The sequence below is a fragment of the Herbaspirillum sp. SJZ106 genome (assembly GCF_006715495.1).
Classification (GTDB): domain Bacteria; phylum Pseudomonadota; class Gammaproteobacteria; order Burkholderiales; family Burkholderiaceae_D; genus Herbaspirillum.
Map to the genome: position 1 here is coordinate 380,284 of NZ_VFNI01000001.1, position 19,739 is coordinate 400,022.

The following is a 19,739-nucleotide window of genomic DNA, read 5'->3' on the forward strand; positions in this document are numbered from 1 at the left end:
TGGGGCGATGATCTGCGCTTAAACCTTGATCACGAATTGCTTGTTTTCGTTAGGGTGTTTGATCAGGTCGCATACCGCGGCAGTATCGACTGGTTTCTGTTGCTTGAAGCTTTCCAGGATCTTCCATTTCTTGTTCTGGCATTCGGCGATCTGGATGTCGAGCGTACAATGATGGGTGGCCGGGTCGATGGTGACCTTGCCGCTGGGACCATCGAACGAGATCCCGGTTTCGAGTGCCTGGATGGTCTTGAGGCGATCCACCGAGCCGGCTTTCTTCACTCCCAGCGCCCACAGGTGCACGCCCTGATAGGTGGCGGCTGCCAGTTCGCCGATATAGGGATAGTTGGCGCCGAACTTCTTGTGCCAACGTTCCACGAAAGCCTTGTTGGTCGGCGTGTCGATCGACTCGAAGTAGCTGAAAGCGGTGACGATGCCGTCGGCCTCGGCCGGCGACAGCACAATATGCTCGTTGCCGTTGTTGAAGGTAGTCGACGCCATCGGGATCTTCTTGTTCATGCCGGCGGCGGCCCACTGGCGATAGAAGGCCATGTGCGCGCCGCCCACCAGCACCGAGATCACCATGTCCGGCTGGGCCGCCTGGATTTTCTGGATGGTGGGGCCGAACTGGTTGACGTCGAGCGGGAAGAAGTCGCTGGCGACCACGGTTGCGCCCGACTGCGCGGCATATTTCTTGATCCAGTCATTGGTGATCTGGCCATAGTTGTAGTCGGCCGCGACCACATAGATCTTCTTGCCCCAGCGTTTGGTGACGTAAGGGATCAGCTTGTCGACGTTCTGTGCCGGGGTTTGTCCGGTACAGAAGGTATTGCGGTCGCACACGCCACCCTCGTACTGGGTGTTGTAGAAGTACAGGGTATTGAAGCGCTTCATCACCGGACGGATCACTTCGCGCGAAGCCGATGTGATCCCGCCGAACAGCGCCGTGACCTTGTCTTTCAAGGCCATCTGCTGGGCATACTGGGCATACAGTTGCATGTTCGACTGTGGGTCCATGGTCGCGATACTGACCTTCTTGCCCAACAGGCCGCCGGCGTCGTTGATTTCCTGCACGGCCAGCAGCATGGCGTCCTGCATGGGTTTTCCCAGGATGTCGAGTCCGCCGGAGAGGTCGTGCAGGCTGCCGATGACGATGTCATCTGATTTGGCCAGCGAGGTCAGCGGGGCGGCGGCAAGGGCGGCAGCGCCGGCCAGGGTTTTCAGCGCGTTTCTGCGGGTGAAGCTCACGTTGGATCTCCTGAAAGATGAGTGGTGGGACTGCGACGATTTATTGTTGATCTTACTGCGGTGCTGCGATCAGGCCCGGCGCCAGTCGGCTTCCCGTTCGAATGCCGCGGCCAGTTGGTACAAACGACTCTCTTCGAAATGCGCGCCGATCAACATCATGCCGATCGGCAGGCCATCGACCGATGCGCAGGGCACTTGCAGGGCCGGATGCCCGGTGATGTCAAACGGCGACGTGTTGGCCATCATTTCCCAGGCGCGCTGGAATACCAGCGGCAATGGCGCATCTTCAGGCGGAAGCGGCGTCGCCTTCATCGGCAGCGTCGGCATCAGCAGCACATCGTAATCAGCCAGCACCTGGTCGTAGGCTGCACGCAATGGGCGCACCAGATTCTGGGCCTTGGCGTAGTAGGTGCCGCCACCGGCGCGGGTCATGAATTCGCCCGCCACCATCGAGAACTTGAGCGTCTCGGAAAGATCATCGGCGCGCTCGCGCCATCGGGCATGCGCCTGCATCATCGACGGCAGGTATAGCCCCTTCCAGTTGAAACCGAAGCCGTTGCCTTTCATCATCTGCTGGGTCGAGCCTTCGGTGATCAGTGCGGCCCAGATATGGGTGCCTACTCTGTGCATCGGGATCGAGACTTCATCCACGGTGGCGCCGAGGCGACGCAAAGTCGTCGCTGCTTCACGCACCTTGTTGTCGACCTCCGGTTCGGAGTTGTCCCAGCCGAAGCCTTCGGTGATGACTGCCACGCGCATGCCGCGGGCGCCGCGACCGAGCGCTTCGGTATAGGACTTGGCCTGTGCCAGGGCGCTCTGGCGGGGATCGAGACCGTCCGGGCCGGCGATGACTTCCAGCACCAGCGCATTGTCGGCGACGGTACGGGTCATCGGTCCGACGTGATCCACGCTCGACTCGATGGGCATGATGCCGGTGTAGGGTACAAGGCCCCAGGTTGGCTTGAGTCCGACCAGGCCGCAGAAGGAAGAGGGAGTGCGAATCGAACCGCCCTGGTCGGCGCCCAGCGCAAAATCAACTTCACCAGCCGCTACCAGTGCGGCCGAGCCGGACGACGATCCGCCGGCCGAGTATCCATGCTTGAGCGGGTTGTGTACCGCGCCCTTGGCGCCGGTATGAGAGCCGCCCGACAGGCAGTAGTATTCACAGTGCGCCTTGCCGGCAACGGTGGCGCCGGCATCGAGCAGGCGCGTGATGACGGTGGCGTCGACTTCAGGGACATAACCTTCCAGTACCGCGGAGCCGTTCATCATCGGTACGTCGGCCACGGCGATGTTGTCCTTGACGGCGAAGCGCTTGCCCTTGAGTTTGCCGCCGGCGGCGCCCTTGATATCGGTCTTGACGTACCAGGCATTGAAGGGATTTTCTTCGGCGCTCGGAAAGGTCCATGCGCTGCGCGCATATTTGACCGGCGGCAGCTCGACCTGCAACTGGTCCAGTACCTCGTAGGTATGCGCGACGGATTCAAATTGCTGCCGGTAGGCTTGCAGTTGCGATTCGGACAGTGTGATGCCGAACTCGCTGGCGATCTGGACGATCTGCTCCTGGTTCGGTGTTGGTACTGGCATGGCTACTCTCCTGAAGAAGAAATGTCAGTGGCCCGGCGGCCTGCGGAACGACGCGTGCTGGTCGTCAAACTTAACGTCGAAAATAATCGACAATTATGCTTGTCTTGCTGCAACTCCGGGGCGGTAATCTTTTGTTTTTGTATTGCGGCAGATCGGTTGGGGTGCTTATTTTCGGTCTGTTCGTCTGCGTAATGAGCGCATCATAAATTCGGCCATTTATATTGTCAATAAAGATCGACAATATAAATCAATAAATTATATATATTGGTTTAAATTATTGATATTTAAGAATATTTTTTGATATATTTATGTCTGTTGTTATGGACTGATTTATTTTTTCTGGTTTTTATTTTGTCTGATAATTCCAGTGTTTCGCTGTATTTGCGGCGGTGCAGGAAATGCAGGCTTGAGCGTTTATGGTGCGATTTTCATGGTGCTGACGGGGTGTTTTCATTTTCGTCGAGCCATTTCGACACATGATGGTGCAATTTTATTGTGCGGTGCATTGTTTTGGGTATTTGGCGGGTCGGCCGGGGTGTGTTGCATGCGATCGGTGATCGGTCTTTGATAAGAGAGGAGAGTTCATGTTTGAAGTGTCGTATCCGCGATCGGTGCCCGAGCGCCGGCCTGAGGGGCATCAGCCTGCGGCGCCCCGTTTCTCATTGCGCTGGCCAACGCCGCACCTGACATTGGTCAGTGTGTATTTCGGCATGCAGCAGGGCGTATTGTCGCGAGCGGACAAGCTGGCGTTCTTTGCGCAGATCAGGGGCTTTCTGGCGCAGGCCGATGGGCCTCAGGCTGACGAGGTGATGCAGTGCATCGATGAGGCTGGTCTTGATAATGCCATCGTGGTTGCTTATTGGACTGATCCCACCCTCTATGCGCGGTGGCTGGCAACGTCCGGGTTCCGTTCCTGGTTCGAGGCGCATGCGGCTGCGAATGGGGCGCCGGGCTATTGGCTGGAGCCGGTAGTGGTGCCTTACGATCGTCACGAAACCATTTATTCGGCACCCAACTACAGGGTGGGTTTTGCGCGCACGGTTGGCGCCGAGATCGTGTCTATTACCACCAATGGTTTCTTTGGTGCGGCCCGTGATCGGCTGCCGCTATCGGCGGTGGATGTGCTGGACAGTCCCGTGCATGGTGTCCTGCCTCCGGCGGCCACGCGTGCCTCGGCGCGCGGTCATTGGATTGCGGAGCTGCCGCACAACGCCACCCTGCTGCGCTCGGGGCAGTATTGGGAGGGGGCGGGGCAGGAGCAGCTCGAGGATTACCTTGAGCGCCTGCAGCCCAAGCTGATGCGCGGCATGCAGCACCTGATGTCCACCCGTAGTGAAACCGGGTGCCTGTCGCTGCGTATCATGACTAATGTAAATGAGGACGGCAGTCCGCGCTCCGAGACTTCGGTGTATGCCGGTTTCATGTCAATGGCGCAGCTCGAGACTTGGGCGGCATCGCACGAGACGCACCTTGATATCTATCGGCACGCCATTGCCATGAATCGCCTGCACAAGGAAAAGCGCGAAGTGGTGACCTGGCATGAGCTGTTCGTGCCGCAGTTGGGCAACGTCTTCGAATATATCAATTGCCATCCGATGACGGGCATCCTGCCTTACGCGCGTGCGTTACGCGTGCAGGCGGGTGAATGACTCTGGTTTGGAGGGGCTTGATTTTCCGGGCCTCTCCTTTTTTGTTCCGGGTTCTGGCGCCAAGGACTTTATTTATGTCGTTTGGATAGCTTCCATAGCGACTGGAACAGGCTTTTCTGCAAGGAGGCCAGTTCGCGACTTTCGATGGTCAGTGCGTAGTTTTCATTCTTCGATGAAATGTAGACCACCGTGTCGTCGCTGATATAGGCGGTCATGCCCAGGTCCAGTTCCGTGGGCGCCAGGCGCAGTTCGCGCAACTCGCTGCGGGCGGCTGGCCAGATCGGTTCGGTCTCGCGCGAGTACGAGCGCACCACATCAAGCTGAATGCCGCGCTGGATGCGTTCGGCGATATAGCTATCCATCCAGGCCGGGCCTGGGATTTCAAGCAGTTCATGCATCGACAGGATGCCGTACAGGTGTTTCGACTGGCAATCCAGTGTGCTCCATAGCGCGCGCTGTATACCTTCCTCTCCCTCATGAAACCGGATGCGCGGCTTGCGCGGCGTGCTGTTGAACATCGAGCGTAGTTCCGGCACCAGGTCGTCGAGCATGCTGCGCGTTTGCTCCCATTCCTTGATCAGGACATTGGGATCGGTCGGTATCACCTGGCGGATGCCTTCCTCGCCGTGTACTTGTGCCAGCAGCCCGCGGCGCTCGAGGCGGTTCAGCAGGTCGTAACCGTTGGTGCGCGTCACCCCCGCCCGCATCGCTACAACCGTCACCGGTGCGCTGCCCAGTTGCAGGGCCGCCAGGTAGAAGCGCTGTTCCTTTTCGTCCAGCCCGACTGCGGCAAGTTTTTCGTGCATCCCACTCTCCATGTCGATAATGTTCGACAGAAATATATCGCGTGGTATCTGCCTTTGTAAATAATGATTGCGGTATTTTTTAAATTTTATTGATATTTATGTCGAAATTCTTTGACATAAATTTTTACTGGTTCTATATTTTCATCGCCGACTAAATTTTGGGGATGATCATGAAGACTTTGTTCGCCGTACCCGCCATCGCAATGGCCGTGTCTGTCGCATTTTTCACTAACGTCAACGCCGAAGTGCTGAAGATCGGCGCCGTATTTCCGCTCTCGGGCGCCAACGCGCAGTTCGGCGCGAATGCGCGCAACGGCATGGAGCTGGCGCTGGAAGACATCAACAAGAATCGGGCAGCGGCTGACAAGGTGCAACTGGTGTTTGCCGACGTCCCGGCTCCCAACGGCGCCGCAGCTGCGGTGCAGCGGCTGGTCAGCCAGGATGGCGTGGTCGGCATCATAGGGTCGTTCGTCAGCTCGATCACGCTGGCCGCCTCCGAGGCGACCGAGCGACTCGGTATCCCGATGATTACCCACTCGTTTGCGGACCAGATCACTGGCCGCGGTTATAAATATATTTTCCAGGTGGCGCCCAAGGCTTCCACCTTCGGTGAGAAACAGTTCGGCTATGCGGTTGACCTGGCCAAGCAAGCCGGCACCAAGATCGAGCGCATTGCCATCTTCTATGAAGATACGGCCTATGGCACTGCACAGGCAGACGGAATCCGCAAGGCTGCGCAAAAGGCTGGAGTGGAGGTAGTGATCGACGACGCCTATCCGCTGGGCATTACCGACGTCGCGCCGCTGATTAACAAATTGCGTCGCTCCAAGGCACAGGTGGTTTTTCCGGTGTCGTATTTCAATGACGGCATCCTGATCATCCGCACCATGAAGCAGCAGAAGGTGGATTTGCCCATCGTCGGCGGCGCTGCCGGCTACATCATCCCCGACTTCCAGAAGGCGCTCGGCCCCTATGCCGAAGACGTGTTCTCGATCGCGCCGGCCAACTACGACAACGTGCCAGAACTGGCGGCACGCTACAAGGCCAAGTACGGCATGTTCATGGCGCACGAATCGATCATGTACGGCGCCGCTTTGCAGCACATGGTGGCAGCCGCCGACCGAGCCAAGTCGCGTGACCCGGCCAAGATACGTGATGCCATCGCCCAGGTACGTAACTGCGAGGGGCTGGCCACGGGTATCCCGGGCGGCTGTACCGCGTTCGATGCCAACGGCCTGACGTCCAGCGCCTATCCGATCTTCGTGCAATGGCGCGGAGCTGACCTGGTCACGGTGTTTCCCGCCTCGGCCGCACGCCAGGCGCCGCGCTGGCTTGGCCATGAAGTCAAATAAGCCGATATCGGGGAAGACATGAATGCCTTGCTCCAATCATTGATAGATGGCCTGCTGATCGGCGGCGTCTACGGTGTCATCTCGGTTGGTCTGTCGCTGGTGTTCGGCGTGCTGCGCATCGTCAACTTCGCCCAGGCCGAGTTCCTCATGCTGGGCATGTATGCGGCATGGTTCGCCTCGCACTACCTGGGTATCGATCCCATCGTCGGCGCCTTCATTGCGCTGGTGGTCGGTTTTGCCATCGGTTTCGTCTGCCAGTGGCTGCTGATCCGGCGCGTCATCAATGCCTCTCCGGTGGCGCAGATATTCCTGACGGTAGGTTTGCTGGCGGTGCTCGAGAATGGCGCCTTGATGTTGTTCGGTTCTACCTTTCGTAGTGTCACCACGCCTTATCAGACTGCCGCCATTGAAGTGGCCGACCTGTTCATCTCGGTGCCGTACCTGATCGCCTTTGCACTAGGGGCCGCGGTGTGTGTGCTGTTGTGGCTGTTTCTGAGCTATACCTGGACCGGAAGAGCGATTCGGGCGACTTCGCAGAACGCCATGGCGGCACGTCTGTTCGGCATCGATACCAATCTGATCTACGGCGTCGCATTTGGCCTGGGCACCGGGCTGACCGCCTTCGGCGGCGGCATCATCCTGTCGTATTCGTCGGTCAATCCGACCTCGGGCTCGCAGTTCGTCACCCTCATGTTCACGGTGGTGGTACTGGGCGGGTTGGGCAGCGTGATGGGGGCGTTGGCAGGAGGGTTGGTGGTGGGGGTGGTGCAGGCGTTCTCGGCGCTGTTCATGCCGATCCAGATGCAGAACCTTACGTTGTTCGTGTTTTTCATCGCGCTGCTGGCGTTCAAGCCGGAAGGGCTGCTCGGAGGAGCGAAAAAATGAAGAAATCCCTGTTGCTTATCGTCCTGTGCGGCGTGGCCTGTGTCGCCGCAGGCGCGCTGCTGCAGCCAACTGGCTATGCCGTGCGGGTGCTGTGCCTGGTGCTGATGGCGGCCTCCCTGGGCCAGTGCTGGAATATCGTCGGCGGCCTGGCCAACCAGGTTTCGCTAGGCCATGCGGCATTCTTCGGTATTGGCGCCTATGCTTCCACGCTGTTGCAGATCCGTTGGGGCATCAGCCCTTGGTTCGGGATGCCGGTGGGCATGTTGCTGGCCAGTGTCGCGGCCTGGGTGATTGCGCTGCCCACGATGCGCTTGAAGGGGCCGTATTTTGCGCTGGCTACCCTGGCCTTCGGTGAAGCCTGCCATATCGTGGCCGTATCGTTTCCGCAATTGACGGGCGGTCCGCAAGGAGTATCGATTCCCTTCATCGGCAATTCATGGAGCATGTTGCAGTTCCGTGGAGCCGGGGGTTATGTGCCAGTGCTGGCGGCATTCTTCGTATTGGTATGTGCGGTCTACCAGTTCATGGCCAGCGGACGCATGGGGTATTACCTGCGCGCCATCCGGGAAAACGAGGATGCCGCCGAGATGTCCGGCGTCAATACCTTGCGAGTCAAGCTGATCGGTGGTGTGGTGTCGGCATCGCTGACCGCACTGGCAGGATCGCTGTTTGCCCAGTTCACAGCCTTTTTCGATCCCGACAGCGTCTTCAGCGTGGCCGGCATCTCGATTCGGGCGGCGCTCATTGCCATCGTCGGCGGTGTCGGCAGCCTGTGGGGGCCGGTCATCGGCGCGGTGTTCGTGGTACTGGTGGAGGAACTGCTCAATGCCGGATTCTCCAACCAGGCTGCGGGTGTGGCGCCGTTCATCTTCGGCGTGGTGCTGATCGTGGTGGTGTTGGTGCGCCCACAAGGTCTGGCCTCGCTGTCGTTGTGGCCGTCACGCACAGCAGGAGCGGCCAAATGAGCGAATTACTCAAGGCGCAGGGCCTGATGGTGCGCTTCGGCGGCCTCACTGCGGTGTCGGATGTGAGTTTTTCATTGCGCCGGGGCGAGATCGTCGGTCTGATCGGCCCCAACGGCGCCGGCAAGACCACGCTGTTCAGTTCGCTGGTGGGCCTGCAGCGACTGAGCGCGGGAGAAATCCATCTCGAAGGAAAGCCATTGCATGGTCGACGCCCGCATGTCGTGGCGCGGGCCGGCGTGACCAAGACCTTCCAGAACACGGCGTTGTTCCCGGGAATGACCCTGCTCGACAACGTGATGACGGCGGCCTTGCTCAACAATACCGTCGCTTCAGCCCAGGAGCTGGCACACGATTGCCTGGAGCGGGTCGGCATGGCCCAGGCCGCACAACTGATGGTGGACGACCTGACCTTTCCGCAGAAGGCGCTGGGCGAGGTGGCGCGGGCCCTGGCCACGCGTCCGCGCATCCTGTTGCTCGACGAGGTGATGGCGGCACTGACGCCGCTGGAGATGGATCGCGTCATGGATACCTTGCGCGAGCTGCGCGACCGCACCGGCCTGACCATGGTCGTGGTGGAGCATCACATGCGCGCCATCATGAACCTTTCCGAACGCATCCTGGTGCTCAATTTCGGCAAGCTCATCGCCGACGGTTCGCCGCAACAGGTTTCGCGCAACGAAAAAGTGATCCAAGCCTATCTGGGGAGTGAACATGCTCAGCCTGCATAACGTGACGGGCGGCTACGGCCGACGCACTGTGCTCGACGATATCTCGCTGCAGGTGCGCGCCGGCGAGACAGTCGCCATCCTGGGCGCCAACACCGCCGGCAAGACCTCGCTGATGCGCGCCATCCTGGGGTTGTTGCCGCGTTGTAGCGGGCGCATCGAATTCGGTAGCAAGGATATTTCTTCGGTACCGGCCCACCGACGGGTCGAGCACGGGTTGGCCTGCGTGCCCGAGGGCCGCCATGTGTTTGCCGACATGACGGTGCAGGACAACCTGCTGCTGGGGGGGTATCACCGCCGCCGCCAGATCGAACAGCGCGATATCGAGGATTGCTTTCGGCTGTTCCCGCGCCTGCAGGAGCGCCAGTTGCAGAAGGCCGGCACCTTGTCGGGCGGCGAGCAGCAGATGGTGGCCATTGGCCGCGCGCTGATGTCGCGCCCCGCGATGCTGCTGTTGGATGAGCCCAGCCATGGCCTGGCGCCGCTGATGGTGGCCGAGGTGCACGCAGCGATCTCGGAGGTGAACCAGCGCGGCATCAGCGTGTTGCTGGTCGAGCAGAACGTGGCGGCCGCGCTGAAGATCGTCAGTCGCGGCTACGTATTGGAAGCAGGGCGCATCGCGGTGGCCGGCACCACGGCCGAGTTGGCCAGCAATGACGATATACGCAGGACTTATCTTGGAATCTGACGGAGAACAGCAATGACAAAAATGACAGCATGTGTAGTGCAGGCTTCGCCAGTGGCGGGGGACACCATCGCCACCATCGCCAAGGCCGCGGGCCTGATTGCCGAGTGCGCCAGGAAGGGGGCGCAACTGGCGGTGTTCCCGGAGGCCTTCATCGGCGGTTATCCCAAGGGCGCCAGTTTCGACATTCGCATCGGCATGCGTACGCCCGAGGGACGTGAAGAGTTTGCCCAGTACTACAAGTGTGCGGTCGATGTCCCCGGCCCGGCGACCAAGGCGTTGGGCGAGGCGGTACGCGAAGCCGGGATCTTCCTGACCATCGGCGTCATCGAGCGCGCCGGCGGCACCCTGTATTGCACGGTGCTGTTCTTCGGTCCCGATGGCCGTTTGCTGGGCAAGCACCGCAAGCTCATGCCGACTGCTGCCGAGCGCTTGTGTTGGGGCTTTGGGGACGGTTCCACGCTGACCGCAATCGACACCCCCTGGGGCAAGATGGGCGCCGTCATCTGCTGGGAAAACTACATGCCGCTGCTGCGCATGGCGATGTACGACAAGGGAGTATCGCTGTATTGCGCCCCGACCGCCGACGATCGAGACAGCTGGGCGGCCAGCATGCGCCATGTGGCGCTGGAGGGCCGCTGTTTCGTGCTATCGGCCTGCCAATACCTGACCCGTGCCGATTTTCCGTCGAACATGCGTAACCTGATCAGCGACGACAATGGCCAGGTGCTGATGCGCGGCGGCAGCGTGATCATCAATCCGCTGGGCCAGATCCTGGCCGGCCCCGACTTCACCGGCGAGACCATCCTGTGCGCCGAGCTGGATATGGACGATGTGGTGCGCGGCAAGTTCGACTTCGATGTCGCCGGTCACTATGCGCGGCCCGATGTGTTCAAGCTGGTGGTCGAGGAGCGGCCGCAACTGGCCGTTACCCGCGCCGCCGATTGATTCGGCCACTTCGGCCTGGAGTCCCCGCCGTGCGCGCATTCGATCTCCGTACCCGTCTGGTGGTCAGCCAGGCTGTCCTGTTGTGCCTGATGGGGGTAATGGCTGGCTTGCTGGCCTGGCAGGCCCCGGGCGCAGATATCCAGGCTGGCGCTGCGGCGCTGATGCTGCTGTTTGGCCTGGTTATTGCTTGGTGGAACCTGCGGGCCCTGGCGCGGCCTTTCGATGCGATCACGGCGCATACCGCGCGCCTGGCGACAGGTGACGTCAGCCAGCGCCTGGTGATCCAGGCACGAGGTGACATGGGCCAGTTGGCGCGGCACCTCGACACGATCAACCAGATGCTGTTCAAGGTCGTGGCCGACGTGCGCCTGGGCACCATGACGTTGGCGGCGACCTCCGACATGATCGTCGCCGACAGCACCGCGCTGTCCGGGCGCACCGAGGCGCAGGCCAGCTCGCTGCAGCAGACCGCGGCGTCACTGGAGCAATTGAGCGCCAATGTGCGCCATAACGCCGACAATACGAGCCAGGCCAATCGCCTGGCCATGGAAGCCGACCGCCTTGCCACGCAGGGCCAGGGCGTATCCGGCGACCTGGTGCGCATCATGGGTGAGATCCGGGACAGCTCGGAGCAGATCAAGGAGATCGTGGGCGTGATCGATGACATTGCCTTCCAGACCAATATCCTCGCACTCAATGCGGCGGTCGAAGCCGCGCGGGCCGGCGAGCAGGGCCGTGGTTTCGCCGTGGTGGCGGCCGAGGTGCGGGAGCTGGCGCGCCATTCCGGGGCGGCGGCGCGCCAGATCAAGGCGCTCATTGCCGATTCGGTGGACAAGGTCGAGCGTGGTAACGTGCTGGTGGGCGGCAACGGCCACGCCATGCAAGAGATCGCACTGGGAGTGCGCCAGGTAGCCCAATTGATCGGCCAGATCGCCACCGCCGGCGGCCAGCAAAGCATCGGCATCGCCGAAGTCAGTGCGGCCCTGACGCAGCTGGATGATGCTACCCAGCGCAACGCCGCGATGGTGCTGGAGACCACGCGCGTGGCAGACAGCCTCAAGGACCAGGCATTGTCGCTGTCGCATGCGGTTCAGGCGTTCGTGCTGGGTGAACGCGAACTCGGCAACGCCGACGAGGCCCGTGCGATGGTGCGGCGGGCCATTGATTTTGCCCGGAAGCAGGGCGTGGCTGCGGCCGTGGATGAGGTGCGCAAGCTGGCCAAGGGCAGTTTCATCGACCGCGACCTGTACCTCATCGTGTATTCGTTCGACGGCGAGATCGTCGCCCACGGCGCCAATCGTCGTCTCTGGGGGGCGGACTGGACTCGTATCGCCGACGCCGATGGCAAGTTCTTCAACAAAGAGATGACGCAGAAGCTGCAAGTGGCCAACTCGGGCTGGACCGATTACAAATGGGTCCATCCGTTGACGCGCAAGGTGCAGCTCAAGTCGGCTTACTTCGAAAAGTTGGACAAGCTGTTTTTTGTCTGCGGATATTACAAACGGCAGGATTGACCTGCACCGGGAGCGCGACCATGAAGGGATCGACCGAAGGCGAGTTGCTGTTGCGTTGCGCCGACGCAGTCCAGGACTGTCAAAAAGACCGCAAGCCGCACCGGCGGGGGGCGTCGGGCGGCTTGCTGGGCGTGCTACTGGATCGAATCAGGCGCCGCTGGCGGCGCCGGCAGTAAGGCTTTATTGCTGCGGCAACTGTGCCAGCTGCGCCAGTTGCGCCGCTTCATGTCTGCGCAGGGGCAGGCTCTCCCATACGGCCGACAGCACCGCGCCGGCCTTCTTGTCGAGCAACGGGCCCACCGCGATGGCAGCGGTCCACAAGAAGGTGATCGGGACTAAGGCCGCGGCAAACATCATCTGCTGCCTGATGAATTTGTCGGTATCGGACAGATTGGGATTTTTGTTCAACTCGGCCGTCACCACGCTGTAGAGCGACAAGCCTCCGGTCCATACTGCGCCCTGCGCCAGTGTCGACAGGTTGGGCAGGGTCAGGACCGCCTGCTTCAATCCTTCGCCTACCAGGCCCAGGGTATCCTTGTTGAATACATGATTCAGGCCATTGGCCGCGGCGTCCTTGAAGGTGGCGCGCTTGAGCTCGTCGAGCGAGCCTTCCCAGTCATCCTCGGACAGGATATGGCCGCTGTCGATGCGGTTGTAATAGCGGTCCACCGCGTGGCCGGCGGCGCTGACGACGCTGCTGCCGACGACGGCGGTGGCGGGGCCGATACCGTACGTCGCGTTGACCGCGGTGGGTAGGTCGGCGAGGGCAATGCCCGAGGCCAGGCCGCCGGTGGCGGCAAATGATACCGGGAACAGCTGGAAGGTGGAGCCGATCTTCTTGAACACGTCGACGGCCGTGAGCGGTCCACGCGGGTCTTGCTCGGGCAGGATATCTTCCAGCGACTTGGTGGTATTGCCCCAGCGCGGCACGTTAGAGGCGCCCTGGTTGATGGCGTTGGAGCCGGCGTGCACCAGCAGGATGGTGATCGCACCCGACAGCGCACCGCTGTTGGCCGGCGTCAAGGCCGGCAGGAATTTGGCGATCAGGTTGGCGAAGGCGAACGGCGCACCCAGCAGGGCGCCCTGGACGGCGTCAGCCGGCAGGTCGATGCCGAAATTGGAGAAGGTGAACAGGGCTTCCAGCTGGCGCGGGTTTTCGCCGCGTTCCAGCAAGCGTTGCGCGCGCTGTTGCACGCGTACCTCGAATTGTTCGGCGTCTTCGTGGCGCCCGACCAGCATGTGCTTGCGCGCCACCGTGACCAGGTCATTGAAGCGTTCCAGGCGTGCTTCGGGCGTTTCGTTGGCCAGCGCGCCGGCGCCGGCGGTGCGGCCATGTTCAGAGCGCAAGCTCAGTTCCATGATGTTGCCGCTGCGTACGGCCTGCTCTGAAATTCCCTCTGAAGGCGGCGGCAGCGTAGGCTTGTTGCGCGCAGGTGCGGGGGTGATGGCGTCGGGATGAGCGCCATCGACGGGGACGGTAGTGTTGTTCGATGAGACTTGCATGATGTGTTCCAAGACAATGAGGTTACCGCGGCCCGGCGTCACGAAATACGCCCGGCGCGGATCGGGTGGCGCCAGGCGCCGTTTAATCCGCTATTGAGCTTGGGTGTCGCGCAGCCTATTGCCGGTTCCATCGGCGCGTTCATCAGACACACTTGAATAGCACCTTGACCTCATAGTCATCGTTGGCATCGAGCGCCGGAAAGCGGGGGGAATTGACGTAGGCGGCCAGTTCGGCGGCTGTCTCCTGCGGCTCGGTCCGGCGCAGCGGCAGGCCCCGGTATCGCGTGTCGGCATTGACGATGGCATGGCGCAGGTTGCGCTCGCGGCAGGTGGTTTCAGCCAGCTTGAGTGAACTTCCCAGGGCCTGCTGCTCGCTTTCCGAGTAGGCCAGGCTGCGGTAACTGCCATCTTCCAATGGCATCAGGCTGGCCACGGGGGCGTTGGCGCAGGCGGTCACTAACAGCAGCGGCGAAACGATGGCGATGAACTTGTTGATCATGGCGAACTCCGGTGAGGTGATGTCGGAATGCCTGGCGAGATAAGCTCGATGGCCGGTTTGAGTGGCGGCGCACGGCGTCATGGTTCCACCGTGCGCCGAGCTTGCTTAAGCATGCGCAGTTGCCGGCCTCATTTTCCGGTGCCGCCGTGCAGTTCTGTATAAATCTCGCCCAACCATTTATCCACAGGGTCATAGTCGCTCTTGGCAAAGTTCTTCAGCCGCTTGAGCATGTCCGTGGCTGAATTGGCCACATGGTCGCTCTGGCCCGGCAGCAGGCGGCGCAAGCCACGCGGCGTGGCGGTGGCGCTCTTGATCTCGTTGCCCTTGACCGTGTAGCGGCTGCGGTTGGGATTGGGATAGGCCTGCGCCAGGAATGCATGCATCAGGTTGCCCGCGCGCAGGCCGGGGCCGGCGATGTTGACCGGCACCGCCCGGTACTGGCCCTGGTGCAGCGCCACCAGATAGTAGCCATTGGGCCCGACGCCCAGCATCGGTGCGCGCTGGCTATCGTAGGTCAGGTCGAAATGATCGTGCGTCTTGAGGAAGTGACGATGCACCAGCGGCACCTCCTCCGTGCGCGCGCGGTTGTTATGGTCGATGCGCGAGCGTTGCTGCATGACCAGCTCGCCGCTGGCGTCGACCTCCATGATCATCATGGCCCGGTGCAGCGCCGAGCTCAACACCCGTGCCATCAGTTCGCCTGGAAACGGCTGCCCCGGGACGAATGCGCGCCCGGACGCGGGCAGCGTGAACAGGGTTTGCGGCGTCCAGGCCTGGATCTCCTGGATAGGACGCTTTGCCGCCTGTTTCATGGCAGACCGGCGCGCGTCGTCGGCCAGTTTGTATTGATAGTTGGGGCTGGCCGGATCATAGTAGCCGCCCAGCCGCCGATAGATCTCGTGGGACACGTTGCGCACCATATCGTTGAGATAGGGGACGACGGGGTGGCCGATCAGGATCGCCCCCTGGATGCCGATGCGAATCTGCGCCGGGCTCAGCGGCGAGGTGTAGGGCTCGCGCCAGCGTGCCTGCTCGTGCTCCTTCGGTTCTTGCGGACCGCCATGGAAGTAATTCAGCGTCCCCCCGGTGAAGACCATCTTCCGCTGTGCACTGTCATACCGGTACAGTTGCGAAGTCTCGGGATGGCAGCACAGTGCGCCATCTTCGATATCCGGCTCAAGCGATTTGCCGCTGGCTTGCGCCTGCAGGTACTGCATGTATCGCACCTCAGCCAGGAAGGTATCGACCACGCTGGTATAGAGCACCTGCCCCAGATTGAATTCCTGGCTCTCTGCGGAGTTCATCAATTCGCCAGTCTTGCGTTTTTGCTTGATGTCGCGGTTGCTCTGCGGTGGCGGGTTATGGTCGATGCGATCGATGGTGGCCACCGTACCAGGCATCAACAGGCTTTCGACCTGTATATGCTCGGTCTGGCGCGGCACCGGCAAGGCGGTTTCCTGGCGGATCACCATATGCTGGCTGCGATCGATCGGCGCGGCGCCGTGGCCCAGCCCCTGCAGGAAGGTGGCCGTCATCTGGGTCGAGCTGGTGACCGACATGATCTCGCTCATGGCGACCACCGCGCCCTCGCCGATGAACACGGCATCATCGCCATAGCGTTCGCGCGCCTCTTCCTGGCGCGACTGCTCGATGTAATGGGCGTCGGTTACGACGCCTCGGTGCACCACGTGCGCCGCCGGCTTGCCATGCAAGGCCATCAGGTTGACCATCAGCACCGAGATGGCGGTGACGAACTTGTCGCGTTCCCCGGTGACGTTGCCGCGATGGTTCATCGCCGCGATCTTGAACCATACCCCCGACGCCAGTCGCAGGTACTTTTCCTGGCCCGTCTGCGCCCAGCGCAACAGATAGTGGAACAGTTGCGATTCGAGTGAGTAGGAGTGCACCGAATGGTCGCCTTCGTCGAGCATGCGGTTGCTCAGTTGCAGGTACAGCGCATTGCTGTCTTCCACCCGGCGCGGCATGCCCGGCGCTTCGGCCAGGGCGCGCTGGATCTCCTTGACATAGGGCACCTGCGCGTCGGTGAACGTGGTATGGTCGCGCGGCATGCGTTCGGTCTTGGCGAATGGGGCGCCGGGCTTGGCGGTGTGGGGCAGGGTGGCGGCGATGAAGTCTGGCGCCACCGCGGTGGGATAGATGATTTCACGGTTTTCGGCATAGGCCTGTGGAAAGCTCTTCATCAACAACTCGACCTGCTCGCGGATGCGCTGGGGCAGGTTGGCGCTGCTGTTGGACACCGCCAGGCTCAGGTCCGGCGGGGCGGCTTCGGAGCCCTGCGCTTCATCCGGCACGGCAGATGAGGCGGGGAGATTGCGCTCGGCGAACACGTCGGAAGCCGCGATCATGCCTTGATAGCGGCTGGCCACTGCATCCAGGTGTGCCGCCTGTTGCGGCGCGGTCATGTCATGGAAGCGTGCCGCGTCGCGCACCTGGGCCAGCTCGCCGGCATGGGTCTGGGGTTCATCCAGGTTGAGATGGTTGATGGCGCGCCGCATATGCTCCACGCCGCGCTTGAGCAGCACGGCTGTACGACGCAGTCCTTCGACGTCTTCCAGCTTGTCGCGACCGGTCTCGATGAGCCGCTCGCCATCGACCGAAAGCACGTTGATTGCGTCGCGTATTCGCGCCACCAGGTTGTTGGGCGCATTTTCGCGCGCCAATTGGTCTTCGCCGGCGCGCGCATTGGCGCCGGCCAGTCCGGCTGCCGAGAATACCAGCCCGACCACGGGCAGCAGCCACTTGTCAGGACCGCGCGCCCCCATGCGCGTGACGAACGCTTCCAGCAAGTTCTTGCCAAGATCGGTATGGACATGTTCCCCGCTCCCAGTGTCGAGCGCCGGAACGTCCGCGCCAAACACCGCGCCGATGGTGCGAAACACCAGGTCGGCGGCGAAGAAATCCATGGTCTTGTACGTCGCACTGAGGAGCAAATGGTTGTCCGGGTCGCCCGAGCGGCCACGCAGGAAATTCACCGCCGTCAACAAGGTCGCCACGCCGACCAGGCTGGCAATGTCCTTTTCGTTGCCGCGCGGCAGTCCCATTTCCTTCTGGATGCCGTAGTTGACCAACAGGCGTCCCAACTCACCCAGGAAAGGCAGCATCGCCTCGTTGAAGACCTGTCCACTGAATTTCTCACGGCCCTTGGCGGTGTCCTTGACGAAATTCTTATAGGCGAAACGATACGCCATGCTGACCACGTCCTGCGCCAGCACCGTGACGGCGATGGCGCCGGCCAGTGTCTTGGCGTCCACCAGGCCCGCGCCGGAACCGCTGAATGGTTGCGCGCCTTCGAACAGCGCATGGGTCTTCTCGTCGCGGAAGGTGTTGATCAGCGAGGTCATGCCGTACACGGTGGCGGCCGTGACCGCGGCGCGCATGGCGGTGTTCAGGGCGGAGTTGGCAGTGGTGCCCTTGATGGCCGGATTCATGTCGTTGAGGATGACGTCGACCAGCGCATGCGAGGCCGCCGTGGCAATCCCCTTCAAGCTGTGGCGATCCTTCAGGAATGGCCCGGCCGGAATCGCCTCGCCGGTCGAGACCACGATCATCGAGTTGGCGTAGCCGGGCAGGCTGCCGAAAGGACCGGTATTGGCGCCGCGCCAGCCGTAGGCCGAAACGTCGGAGCCGGGCAGCGGCGCGAGCGCCTTGACCGGTTCGCCATGTTGGTCCAGCAGCGTCATCTGCAGTCCCTGCGGCGTGTAGACGAACTGGTGCCGGTACTGGTCTTCGGTGCGCACGATCAAGGTCCGGTCGCGCGGTTTGTCGCGCATGAACTTGTCGACGACCTCGCGCATGGTCGCCAGCTTGACGCCGGCCACCTTGCCCGCCGGCCCCATGATCTCCACCCCGTGCTCGTCGAAGCCGGTGACCTCGGCGATGGCGCCGCCCCCCACATTGAGGCTGGCCGGATAATCGCCGTATGCGCGATGTTGCATCGGCCGCGCGCGGTCATGGTATTTCTGCTCGGTGATAAAGATGATGTTGCGGTTCTCGGGGCCGTTGAGGTCGCTGTAGCCAAGCCTGAAATCGCTTTTCTCGCGGCCGTCGCCACGGTTGACGGCGGGGCGCGGGCCGAAGCCTTCGGCCATGTAGTTTTCTGCCGCGGCCCACGCGAACTGTCGTGGAAACGGCGTCGCATTGAGCGGCACCGGCATGATGATGGTGTTGCTCTCATCAAGGCTGCGGCGGGCGGACAGCGAGGATTTCTTCGATAGTTCGAGCAGGTAGGTGCAGATGTAGGTTTCCATCATCGTGGGTTGATCGTGCGCATCGGCCTTTTGCTTGCCTTTTCCCTTGTCCTTTCCTTTGCGGGCGACGCTGGCCTGGTCCTGTTCGGCCTGTACCAGTTCGGCGCGGCGCTGATCGAATGCCAACAGGTCGCGTGCGCCCACGACACGATCCGCATATCCCTTCAGGAAATACAAATCGGTCTTGCCGTGTTCGTCGTCCACGCTGTCCTTGACGACCAGCAGGTGGGTGGTGACGGTGGAGGTGCGGAACTTGAAGGGAAAGCTGACGATGGCGACGTGGTCGTTGGGCGAAGCCAGCAATACGCCGGCCGAGGCCGAGGCCACTTCGCGTCCACCCAGGGTCTTGATGATGGCAGTGAGCTCGGCGCGCTCCACGCCGATCTCGCGCATGTCCTGGTGCAACTGGCGCAGCGCCGGCGAACGGCCAGCATGCGGCGAACTCAACTCGGCCATCATAGTCTGGCTGGGGGCGATTTCCATGTGCGGGTCTGCGGGGGCGTCGTGGTGCAGATGCGTCAACGCCAGCGACGGCTCGTGGGCAGGCTCGGCTTGCAGGTTCGGCGGACGCCTGTCGCGCACGCGCGCGGCCGGCGTGCCGCCGGGCGGGGGCGCGGGGAGGTCGCGCAGCTCGTGCGTTTCGGCGGGTTCTTGGGCGGCGATGCCGAGTGCGGCCATATCGCGAATGGGCGGGGAGGAGGTATTGATGTGGGCCATGATGAAATATCGATAGGGTGTAGGAGGGCACGCGCCGCCACGGGAAGTGGCGCCGCAAAAGAAAAATTCTCCCGTGGGTAACCGTGCGCGCGTCGATGTTCCGATGTCATCAAAATGTCATTCTCCGGTAATAAAAAAAGGAAAAATAATCCAGATATTGGAACGTACCAATATGGTGAAAAGAATAGTTGCATTACCGATATGAAAGGTAGTTCTATTCGCAAATAGCGAATTTTTATGACAAGCGTATTAAATTCATAAACTTAAAAAATATAAAAATCTGGTACGTACCAGTTGTTGACACGCGTTTTGTGCGATCGCATAATCCACTCCAATTTCACCGCCGGAAAAACCGGATCGCAGGCCGGTGCGGGTGAGCTGATCAATGGAG

Annotated in this window: 14 protein-coding genes; 8 read left to right on the top strand and 6 right to left on the bottom strand. The window is 61.5% G+C overall.

Translation table 11 applies throughout. The annotated features are described in order from the left end of the window. Nucleotides 1–18 precede the first annotated feature (18 nt). Together FB598_RS01690 and FB598_RS01695 are read right to left on the bottom strand one after the other, a co-directional pair. A complete protein-coding gene (locus FB598_RS01690; RefSeq protein WP_141912062.1) occupies nucleotides 19–1,245 on the bottom strand; it encodes a transporter substrate-binding protein in 1,227 nt (408 codons plus the stop codon). A gap of 69 nt (nucleotides 1,246–1,314) precedes the next feature. Continuing rightward, a complete protein-coding gene (locus FB598_RS01695; protein WP_141912065.1) occupies nucleotides 1,315–2,832 on the bottom strand; it encodes an amidase in 1,518 nt (505 codons plus the stop codon). Between the two features lie 584 nt (nucleotides 2,833–3,416). On the opposite strand from FB598_RS01695, the gene FB598_RS01700 reads away from it, so the two are divergent. Beyond that, nucleotides 3,417–4,481 carry a phenylacetaldoxime dehydratase family protein gene (locus FB598_RS01700; protein ID WP_141912068.1) on the top strand — a complete coding sequence of 355 codons (1,065 nt, stop codon included), beginning with the start codon at nucleotides 3,417–3,419 and terminating at the stop codon, nucleotides 4,479–4,481. A 68-nt stretch (nucleotides 4,482–4,549) separates the two neighbouring features. Here FB598_RS01700 and FB598_RS01705 read toward each other — a convergent pair whose 3' ends face one another. Beyond that, a complete protein-coding gene (locus FB598_RS01705) occupies nucleotides 4,550–5,287 on the bottom strand; it encodes a TrmB family transcriptional regulator (RefSeq protein ID WP_183405766.1) in 738 nt (245 codons plus the stop codon). Nucleotides 5,288–5,457: 170 nt separating this feature from the next. Between FB598_RS01705 and FB598_RS01710 the strand changes: the two genes are divergently transcribed. Genes FB598_RS01710 through FB598_RS01740 form a run of 7 tightly spaced genes read left to right on the top strand, consistent with a single transcriptional unit; the run spans nucleotide 5,458 to nucleotide 12,361 of the window. Beyond that, nucleotides 5,458–6,639 (top strand): ABC transporter substrate-binding protein, encoded by a 1,182-nt coding sequence (locus FB598_RS01710; protein WP_141912073.1) that lies wholly within the window; start codon nucleotides 5,458–5,460, stop codon nucleotides 6,637–6,639. A gap of 18 nt (nucleotides 6,640–6,657) precedes the next feature. Next, nucleotides 6,658–7,524, top strand: coding sequence for a branched-chain amino acid ABC transporter permease (locus FB598_RS01715; RefSeq protein ID WP_141912075.1), 867 nt, complete (start codon nucleotides 6,658–6,660; stop codon nucleotides 7,522–7,524). Next, on the top strand, nucleotides 7,521–8,489 hold the full coding sequence (locus FB598_RS01720) for a branched-chain amino acid ABC transporter permease (RefSeq protein WP_141912077.1): 969 nt from the start codon (nucleotides 7,521–7,523) through the stop codon (nucleotides 8,487–8,489). The genes FB598_RS01715 and FB598_RS01720 overlap by 4 nt, the downstream gene beginning before the upstream one ends. After that, nucleotides 8,486–9,217, top strand: coding sequence for an ABC transporter ATP-binding protein (locus FB598_RS01725; RefSeq protein WP_141912079.1), 732 nt, complete (start codon nucleotides 8,486–8,488; stop codon nucleotides 9,215–9,217). The genes FB598_RS01720 and FB598_RS01725 overlap by 4 nt, the downstream gene beginning before the upstream one ends. Beyond that, nucleotides 9,201–9,902 (top strand): ABC transporter ATP-binding protein, encoded by a 702-nt coding sequence (locus tag FB598_RS01730; RefSeq protein ID WP_141912081.1) that lies wholly within the window; start codon nucleotides 9,201–9,203, stop codon nucleotides 9,900–9,902. Before FB598_RS01725 ends, FB598_RS01730 begins: the two co-directional genes overlap by 17 nt. 12 nt (nucleotides 9,903–9,914) lie before the next feature. Next, a complete protein-coding gene (locus tag FB598_RS01735; RefSeq protein WP_141912084.1) occupies nucleotides 9,915–10,847 on the top strand; it encodes a nitrilase-related carbon-nitrogen hydrolase in 933 nt (310 codons plus the stop codon). Nucleotides 10,848–10,876: 29 nt separating this feature from the next. Further along, nucleotides 10,877–12,361, top strand: coding sequence for a methyl-accepting chemotaxis protein (locus FB598_RS01740; protein ID WP_141912086.1), 1,485 nt, complete (start codon nucleotides 10,877–10,879; stop codon nucleotides 12,359–12,361). Between the two features lie 180 nt (nucleotides 12,362–12,541). Here FB598_RS01740 and FB598_RS01745 read toward each other — a convergent pair whose 3' ends face one another. The 3 genes from FB598_RS01745 to FB598_RS01755 all read right to left on the bottom strand — a co-directional run bounded on the left by FB598_RS01745 (nucleotide 12,542) and on the right by FB598_RS01755 (nucleotide 19,348). After that, complete coding sequence (locus FB598_RS01745) at nucleotides 12,542–13,864, bottom strand: hypothetical protein (RefSeq protein WP_141912089.1); 1,323 nt, start codon at nucleotides 13,862–13,864, stop codon at nucleotides 12,542–12,544. A 142-nt stretch (nucleotides 13,865–14,006) separates the two neighbouring features. Next, a complete protein-coding gene (locus FB598_RS01750) occupies nucleotides 14,007–14,363 on the bottom strand; it encodes a hypothetical protein (protein WP_183405765.1) in 357 nt (118 codons plus the stop codon). A gap of 128 nt (nucleotides 14,364–14,491) precedes the next feature. Further along, nucleotides 14,492–19,348 carry a hypothetical protein gene (locus tag FB598_RS01755; RefSeq protein WP_141912092.1) on the bottom strand — a complete coding sequence of 1,619 codons (4,857 nt, stop codon included), beginning with the start codon at nucleotides 19,346–19,348 and terminating at the stop codon, nucleotides 14,492–14,494. Between the last annotated feature and the right edge of the window lie 391 nt (nucleotides 19,349–19,739).

Excerpts from the sequence above, each read along its gene's own strand:
- FB598_RS01695 (WP_141912065.1), bottom strand. The coding sequence starts at position 2,832 with ATGCCAGTACCAACACCGAACCAGGAGCAGATCGTCCAGATCGCCAGC.
- FB598_RS01700 (WP_141912068.1), top strand. The coding sequence starts at position 3,417 with ATGTTTGAAGTGTCGTATCCGCGATCGGTGCCCGAGCGCCGGCCTGAG.
- FB598_RS01705 (WP_183405766.1), bottom strand. The coding sequence starts at position 5,287 with ATGCACGAAAAACTTGCCGCAGTCGGGCTGGACGAAAAGGAACAGCGC.
- FB598_RS01710 (WP_141912073.1), top strand. The coding sequence starts at position 5,458 with ATGAAGACTTTGTTCGCCGTACCCGCCATCGCAATGGCCGTGTCTGTC.
- FB598_RS01715 (WP_141912075.1), top strand. The coding sequence starts at position 6,658 with ATGAATGCCTTGCTCCAATCATTGATAGATGGCCTGCTGATCGGCGGC.
- FB598_RS01720 (WP_141912077.1), top strand. The coding sequence starts at position 7,521 with ATGAAGAAATCCCTGTTGCTTATCGTCCTGTGCGGCGTGGCCTGTGTC.
- FB598_RS01725 (WP_141912079.1), top strand. The coding sequence starts at position 8,486 with ATGAGCGAATTACTCAAGGCGCAGGGCCTGATGGTGCGCTTCGGCGGC.
- FB598_RS01730 (WP_141912081.1), top strand. The coding sequence starts at position 9,201 with ATGCTCAGCCTGCATAACGTGACGGGCGGCTACGGCCGACGCACTGTG.
- FB598_RS01735 (WP_141912084.1), top strand. The coding sequence starts at position 9,915 with ATGACAAAAATGACAGCATGTGTAGTGCAGGCTTCGCCAGTGGCGGGG.
- FB598_RS01745 (WP_141912089.1), bottom strand. The coding sequence starts at position 13,864 with ATGCAAGTCTCATCGAACAACACTACCGTCCCCGTCGATGGCGCTCAT.
- FB598_RS01750 (WP_183405765.1), bottom strand. The coding sequence starts at position 14,363 with ATGATCAACAAGTTCATCGCCATCGTTTCGCCGCTGCTGTTAGTGACC.
- FB598_RS01755 (WP_141912092.1), bottom strand. The coding sequence starts at position 19,348 with ATGGCCCACATCAATACCTCCTCCCCGCCCATTCGCGATATGGCCGCA.